This is a genomic window from Segeticoccus rhizosphaerae (assembly GCF_009192725.1).
GTDB classification, from domain to species: domain Bacteria; phylum Actinomycetota; class Actinomycetes; order Actinomycetales; family Dermatophilaceae; genus Segeticoccus; species Segeticoccus rhizosphaerae.
On the sequence record NZ_VOHR01000208.1, the window covers coordinates 1 to 6932 of the forward strand.

7 protein-coding genes are annotated in these 6932 nt (G+C 71.3%); 4 read left to right on the forward strand and 3 right to left on the reverse strand.

Features of this window, described 5'->3' with window-relative positions:
* Positions 1-601, forward strand: a 601-nt coding sequence (locus tag FRW57_RS14970; protein WP_152186363.1) for a DUF3097 family protein, incomplete at its 5' end; no start/stop codon positions are given.
* A 111-nt stretch (positions 602-712) separates the two neighbouring features.
* The gene (locus FRW57_RS14975) at positions 713-1105 is read left to right on the forward strand and encodes a DUF4870 domain-containing protein (protein ID WP_137121655.1); all 393 of its coding nucleotides are present in this window, start codon (positions 713-715) and stop codon (positions 1103-1105) included.
* A gap of 77 nt (positions 1106-1182) precedes the next feature.
* On the opposite strand, the gene hemW is transcribed toward FRW57_RS14975, so the two are convergent.
* Positions 1183-2409: a radical SAM family heme chaperone HemW gene (hemW, locus tag FRW57_RS14980; RefSeq protein ID WP_137121654.1), complete on the reverse strand. Its 1227-nt coding sequence runs from the start codon at positions 2407-2409 to the stop codon at positions 1183-1185.
* Positions 2410-3086: 677 nt separating this feature from the next.
* Here hemW and FRW57_RS14985 point away from each other — a divergent pair.
* Together FRW57_RS14985 and FRW57_RS14990 are read left to right on the forward strand one after the other, a co-directional pair.
* Positions 3087-4256: a sensor histidine kinase gene (locus FRW57_RS14985; protein WP_202911536.1), complete on the forward strand. Its 1170-nt coding sequence runs from the start codon at positions 3087-3089 to the stop codon at positions 4254-4256.
* Positions 4253-4867: a response regulator transcription factor gene (locus tag FRW57_RS14990; protein WP_137121653.1), complete on the forward strand. Its 615-nt coding sequence runs from the start codon at positions 4253-4255 to the stop codon at positions 4865-4867. Before FRW57_RS14985 ends, FRW57_RS14990 begins: the two co-directional genes overlap by 4 nt.
* A gap of 18 nt (positions 4868-4885) precedes the next feature.
* On the opposite strand, the gene FRW57_RS14995 is transcribed toward FRW57_RS14990, so the two are convergent.
* Complete coding sequence (locus FRW57_RS14995) at positions 4886-6103, reverse strand: TerC family protein (protein ID WP_137121652.1); 1218 nt, start codon at positions 6101-6103, stop codon at positions 4886-4888.
* Between the two features lie 33 nt (positions 6104-6136).
* The coding region (locus FRW57_RS15000; protein WP_152186364.1) for a LysR substrate-binding domain-containing protein at positions 6137-6932 on the reverse strand (796 nt) is incomplete at its 5' end.

Sequence of the window (6932 nt, forward strand, 5' to 3'; positions counted from 1 at the left end):
GCTGGGTCGGGCGAGGGCAGAAGCGGCGCGGACCGCGAGCGGGTCGCGGGCGGTGGCCGGTGCGCGCGCGAGGGTGGCGTCGGGGTCGCGGATCTTCGTGGAGGGCCGGCACGACGCGGAGCTGGTCGAGAAGGTCTGGGGCGACGACCTGCGCATCGAGGGCATCGTCGTCGAGCTGCTCGAGGGGGTCGACGACCTGGCGGCGGTGATTCGCGACTTCCAGCCGGGACCCGGACGCCGCATGGGGGTGCTCGTCGACCACCTCGTGCCCGGCAGCAAGGAGACCCGGCTCGTCGAGGAAGCCCGGGCGCTGCGGAGGTTCTCGCCGCACGTGCTCATCGTCGGCCACCCCTACATCGACGTGTGGCAGTCGGTGCGGCCGGCTCGGCTGGGCTGGGAGCGGTGGCCGGCGGTACCGCGCGGCACGTCCTGGAAGCACGGCATCCTCACCGAGCTCGGGTGGGCGCACACCACGCAGGCCGACGTCGCCCACGGCTGGAAGCGGATCCTCGGCACGGTGCGCACGTATGCCGACCTGGAACCCGAGCTGCTCGGCCGCGTCGAGGAGCTGATCGACTTCGTGACCGATCCCGCCGGGTGAGGGTTTGCCCTGAACGGCCCCTGAGCGGGCCCCGTGCGGACCCCGAAGACGGAATCTTCGGTCCCTCCGGTGCGGTTGACTGGGGTGACACCACCCAAGGAGCGAACCACCATGACCTACTCGACGCAGCCGTATGGCGTCGCGCCCGCCACGTCCGAGGAGCGCACCTGGAGCATCCTCGCCCACCTGTCGGCACCGATCGCCGCGGTGGTCAGCCTTGGCTGGCTGAGCATGATCGGCCCGCTGGTCGTCTGGCTGGTCAAGAAGGACTCGAGCCCGGCCGTGCGCCGCGCCGCCGCCGGGGCGTTCAACTTCAACCTGTCGTTCTGGCTGCTCTACCTGATCAGCTGGATCCTGATCTTCACCTTCATCGGCGCCATCATCGGGGTCCCACTCCTGGTCATCATCTTCGTGGTCGCGCTGTGGTGCCACATCAAGGGCGCCATCCGGTCCTCCCGCGGCGAGGCCTACGACTACCCCTTCCAGATCCGCGTCCTGTCTTGATGGCGCCCCGGTGACCTCCGCTGTTGCTGGGGGATGGCGTCATCGACGACGCTGGGTCCCAGCAACAGTCGGGGGAGTCACCAGGCAAGCAGGCGGCGGACGACCGTGTCGGCCAGCAGCCTGCCGCGCAGGGTGAGCACGACCGCACGCTCGCGCATCGCGGCCCCGCCGTCCACCAGACCGTCGGCGATCAGACCGGCCACCGCCTGCCGGCCGGCTGGTAGCAGGTCGTCCACCGGGAGCCCGTCCACGAGCCGGACGGCGAGCAGCACCCGCTCGTCATACCGTTGTTCGTCGGTGAGCAGCTCACGACCTGCCGCGGGTGACTGGCCCGAGTTGAGCCGGTTGGCAAACGGATTGGGGTGCTTGACGTTCCACCACCGGACGCCTCCGACGTGGCTGTGCGCGCCGGGTCCGACGCCCCACCAGTCGCCGTCGGACCAATAGCCCTCGTTGTGCCGGCAGCGGTCGGCCGGTGTGCGCGCCCAATTGCTCACCTCGTACCACCCGTAGCCGGCACCGGAGAGGACCCGCTCGGCCAGCTCGTACTTCGTCGCCTCGTCGTCGTCCTCCGGCGCCGGCACCTGGCCGCGCCGCACCTGGGCGGCGAGCTTGGTGCCTTCCTCGACCACGAGGGCGTAGGCGGAGACGTGGTCGGGTGCCAGCGCGATCGCCGCGTCGAGGCTGGTGCGCCAGTCGTCGACCGACTCCCCCGGCGTGCCGTAGATGAGGTCGAGGCTGACCCCGAGACCGGCCGCCCGAGCACCCTGCACCGCCCGCCCGACATTGTCGGGGTCGTGGGTGCGCTCGAGCACCTTGAGGACGTGCGGCACCGCGGACTGCATCCCGAAGCTCACCCGGGTGAACCCGCCGGCGGCCAGCTCACGGAGGGACTCCGCGGTCACCGAGTCGGGGTTGGCCTCGGTGGTCACCTCCGCGTCCTGCGCCAGCCCGAACCGATCACGTATGCCGTGCAGCACCCGCACCAGGTCGGCCGCCGCCAGCATGGTGGGTGTGCCCCCGCCGAAGAACACGGTCTGCACCGGCGGGGTGGACGGGCCGAGCACGGCCAGGGCAAGGTCAAGCTCCCGCAGAGCGGCGTCGGCGTAGGTCGCGACGCTGGCCCCGTCGGCGCCCAGCTCGGTCAGCGTGTAGGTGTTGAAGTCGCAGTAGCCGCACCGGACGATGCAGAACGGGACGTGCACGTAGATGCCGAACGGGTGTGAGCCGAGCGTCGCGAGCGCGGCCTGCGGCAGCTCGCCGGACGGCGGCGCGGGTTCGCCCTCGGGCAAGGCACTCGGCATACCCAGCAGTGTCTCAGCCGCTGGTCGCCGTCCCGGCAGCGTGGGTGCCCGGACGAGTTTGCCCCGATGTCGGCGTGTCGCGGGCGACACGCCGGATCTTCCCACCAGTTTCGCGAAACCTCTTGTGTGCCGGACGATCTGGCACTACTAATAGTCCTACGCCACCGGCAACGGAGGCGGGACCGGATGGACACCGTGGATTCCCCGCGACGGGCTTGCTCGTTGCAGTCGTCAGTGATGTGACGACGGAGCCACATCGCTCCAACCGCGTCGGTCGGTGCATCTCCGCTGACCACACGTAGGCCCGGCGCACTCATACTGCGCCGGGCCTACACCTTTGTGCGGGCGGTCTCGGTTTGGGCGGCGAGGCAGTGGTCACGCGTCGGCCGGCGGCACGCCCGGTGCGGCTTTTCGGGCGCCCCCGCCCGTGACAGATGTCCTGCCGGGCCGAGGACGCGCGGCCCTGCCGGCGCGTCCGCGCTCTCCGTAGCGTCGAGGACAGGTCGATCGTCGACCCCTCGCACGGAAGGCAACAACATGACCCTCACCTCACCTCGCGCCCGTCACGATCCGGCGCACCTCGCCTTCGGCCATGCCGTTGGTCGCCGGGGTGCTCATCCTCGGAGGGTCGCGACGCCTTCGCTGCAGGACCGTCGGTGACCAGCACAATGGATGACATGAGCTCGAGCTGGTCCCCAGCCGTCGACCGGACCCGTCGGCCGCGCATGGCGGACCCGGCGGTGGGGTGGCTGTGGGCAGGGGTCTGGGGCGTGGGCGTGCTCCTGCCGGCGGCCCTCTATCTCGACGAGGCACCACGCCCCTGGGTGGTGGGCGCCGCGCTGGTCCTGGTCCTCGGCTGCTTCTGCCGGTCCGTGGTGGGTCGCCTGTCCTCCTCCCGCGGTGGGGCCGCGCGGCTGCCCTGGTTGCTGCTGGCCGTCCAGGCGATCGTGACGGGCGCGCTCGCGACCTTCGCCTGGAGCCAGTGGACGATGGTGGTCCTGCTGTTGGCGATCGCCGTGGGAGCGGTCGTCCCCACGCCCTGGGCGCCCGCGGTGGTGCTGCTCGTGGCCGCCCTCGCCGTAGGTGTCACCCGCGGCCACGGCGCCTTATGGGGCGACACCGTCTGGTCGACCGGCCTGACCGTCCTGCTCGCAGGCCTGGTCACCCACGCCTTCACCCGACTGTCCGTGACCATCGCCGAGCTCCAGGCGGCCCGGGAGGAGCTGGCGCGGTCCGCCGTCTCCCACGAGCGGTTGCGCTTTGCCCGCGACCTGCACGACCTGCTCGGCCACAGCCTGTCGCTCATCGTGGTCAAGGCGGAGGCCACCCGGCGCATCGCTCCCGCAGACGCCGGCGCCGCGGCGCGGCATGCCGCGGACATCGAGACGATCGGCCGGCAGGCCCTCGACGAGGTCCGCTCGGCGGTGCGGGGCTACCGCGACGCCGGACTGAGCGAGGAGCTGGCCGGTGCCCGTGACACGTTGGGCGCGGCGGGTGTGACGGTCGAGCTGCCCGAGCACCGCGTGCCCACGACGGCGGAGCAGGAGGCCCTGCTCGGCTGGGTCGTGCGTGAAGGCACCACCAACGTGCTGCGGCACGCGCGGGCCCGCCGCTGCACGATCACGCTCGACGGCGACGAGGAGCGGCTGCGGCTGCGGATCGTGGACGACGGGGTCGGCCACGCCGCCGGGCACGACGTCCTGCCAGGCTCCGGCCTCACCGGTCTGCGCGAACGCCTGGTCGCGGCCGGTGGGCAGCTCGAGACAGTCGGCTCGCCGACGGGATTCAGCCTGACCGCGAGTCTGCCGCGCAGCGACTACGGCCGGACGGAGCGGATCTGCCCATGACCTCGACCACCCGCCTGCTCATCGCCGAGGACCAGGCCATGATGCGCGGTGCGCTTGCGATGTTGCTCGACCTGGAGGATGACCTGCAGGTGGTGGCCGAGGTCGGCTCCGGCGACCAGATCCTGCCCACCGCGGTCCGGGTCGAGCCGGACGTGGCGCTGCTCGACATCGAGCTGCCAGGTGGCAACGGGCTCGACGCGGCGGCGGTCCTGCGCGACCGGCTGCCCGGCTGCGCGGTCGTCATCGTCACGACGTTCGGCCGCCCCGGCTATCTGCGACGAGCCCTCGAGGCGGGCGCCCGCGGGTTCCTCGTCAAGGACGGTCCGGTCGAGGGCCTCGCCGACGCCATCCGCCGCGTGCTGGCCGGAGAGGTGGTCATCGACCCGGCCCTGGCCGCAGAAGCCCTCTCGGCCGGGCCCAACCCGCTCACCGGTCGCGAGCAGGACGTGCTGGCCGCGGCCCATGACGGCGCGACGGTGGCCGACATCGCGGGCCGCCTGCATCTGTCCCAGCAGACGGTGCGCAACTACCTGTCCTCCAGCATCGGCAAGACCGGCACCCGCAACCGGATCGAGGCCGCACGTGCCGCTCGTGACCATGGCTGGCTCTGAGCCGGCACCGGTGCGAGGTCAGGGCAGGTGGCGACCGGTCTGGCTGCCGAACCCTCGGTCCACACGCTCGTCGTGCACCTGATTGGCCCGCTTCAGCAGGTCCAGCAGCTCGTCCTGCTGGCGGAGGTGTCGCCGCTGCTCCTCCGGCAGCAAGGTGAGAGCAGCGGTCTCCCGCTGCAGCCTGGCGTAGGTCTGCTCGCGCAGCAGCTGGTCCGCCTCGTAGTCCAGGTCGAGGTAGCGCTCCGCGTGGCGCCGGGCGCCGGCCACCGCCGTCTGGGCCTTGCCCCGCGGGCTCAGCAGGGAGGCAGCGACGGTGACCACCAGGCAGGCCACGATGAGCGACAGGGACAGTCCCGTGCTGATCTCCACGACAGGAACCGGGCTGCCCTCGTTGATGAACGGCAGGGTGTTCTCGTGCAGGGCGTGCAGGATCAGCTTGATCCCGATGAGCACCAGGATCGCGGCGAGCCCGTAGCTGAGGTAGATGAGCCGGTCGAGCAGGCCCTCGAGCAGGAAGTACAGCTGCCGCAGCCCCATCAGCGAGAACGCCGTGGCCGTGAAGACGAGGTAGGTGTTCCGGGTCAGGCCGAAGATGGCCGGGATCGAGTCGAGGGCAAACAGGATGTCGGTGCCACCGATCGCGATCATCACCAGCAGCATCGGGGTCATGGCGCGCCGTCCGTCCACCATGGTGAACAGCTTGTCGCCGTCGTAGTGGTCGGTGGTGTGGATGACCTTGCGCGCCAGGCGAACGACGACGTTCTCCCCGCCGTGGCTGTCCTCCCCCTCGGACTTGAGCATGTTGCCCGCCGTGAGCAGCAGGATCAGGCCGAACAGGTAGAACACCCACGCGAACCGGTTGATCAGTCCCGCCCCCACGAAGATCAGTCCGGTGCGAGCCAGCAGGGCAAACACGATGCCGAACAGCAGCACCTTCTGCTGGTCCGCAGCGGGCACCCGGAAGCTGGACATGATGATCAGGAACACGAACAGGTTGTCCACCGACAACGCCTTCTCGGTGATGTAGCCCGCGAAGTACTCCCCGCCCATCTCCGCGCCGCCGAACACCAGCACGAGCACGCCGAAGACGAGCGCGATCCCGACGTAGATCGCTGACCAGGTGGCCGCCTCCTTCAGGCTCGGGGTATGGGCCTTGCGCACGTGCGCGAAGAAGTCGAAGAGCAGCAGGCCGACGATCGCCGCTGCCGTGACGATCCAGATGGCCGTGGGGACCATGGGATACCTCCTACGCGGCGAAGACGGAAGCCGTCACCGTAACCCAGGCGGGGCAGTGGCCAGCGCAACGGCGAGCAGCTCGCCGGCCGTGGGGGTGGGTCGGCCCGGCCCGCGCCAGATGGCCCGGATGCTGCGCTCCAGCCGGACGTCCGCCGTATGACGGGTGCTCGCCGACGCGCGCGCGACGCCAGGCGTATCGCCTTCCGTGCCGGCGGCAACGGACAGCGGAATGCGGACCAGCCGGTCACCGGCCAGCTCCTCGCGGACCGCGAGGGCGGACACCACCGCTGGTCCGACCCCGCCGAGCACCGCCTGGACGATCGCGGTCGTGGAGGCGAGGACCACGCCGGGGTGTGGTGCGTGTCCCGTGGCGGTCATCCACTGCTCGAGCACCTCGCGGGTCCCGGAGCCGGACTCCCGCATCACCAAAGGCGTCTGCTCGAGATCGGCCGGGGTGACGGGACGGCGCCGGCGCGCCCACGGGTGGCTCGGCGCGACGATGAGCACGAGCTCGTCGCCGCAGACGGTGCGCGAGCGCAGGCCGTAGGGCGCCCTCACCCCCTCGACGAAGCCGAGTTCGGCCGTGCCTGCGCGCACGGCCGCTGCCACGTCGCTCGAGTTGCCCATCCACAGCGACACCGACACTTCGGGAGCCCGGCCGGCCATACCGACGAGCCAGCGGGGCACCAGGTGCTCGGCCACGGTGAGGCTGGCGCTCACGGTCAACCGGCTGCGGCGCTCGCCCCGGAGCATCTCGGCCCCCTCGACCAGCTCCGCCGTCGCGGCGAGCACCGGGCGGGCCCAGTCGACGACCGCCGCTCCCTCCGCG

Excerpts from the sequence above, each read along its gene's own strand:
- FRW57_RS14975 (WP_137121655.1), top strand. The coding sequence starts at position 713 with ATGACCTACTCGACGCAGCCGTATGGCGTCGCGCCCGCCACGTCCGAG.
- hemW (WP_137121654.1), bottom strand. The coding sequence starts at position 2,409 with ATGCCGAGTGCCTTGCCCGAGGGCGAACCCGCGCCGCCGTCCGGCGAG.
- FRW57_RS14985 (WP_202911536.1), top strand. The coding sequence starts at position 3,087 with ATGAGCTCGAGCTGGTCCCCAGCCGTCGACCGGACCCGTCGGCCGCGC.
- FRW57_RS14990 (WP_137121653.1), top strand. The coding sequence starts at position 4,253 with ATGACCTCGACCACCCGCCTGCTCATCGCCGAGGACCAGGCCATGATG.
- FRW57_RS14995 (WP_137121652.1), bottom strand. The coding sequence starts at position 6,103 with ATGGTCCCCACGGCCATCTGGATCGTCACGGCAGCGGCGATCGTCGGC.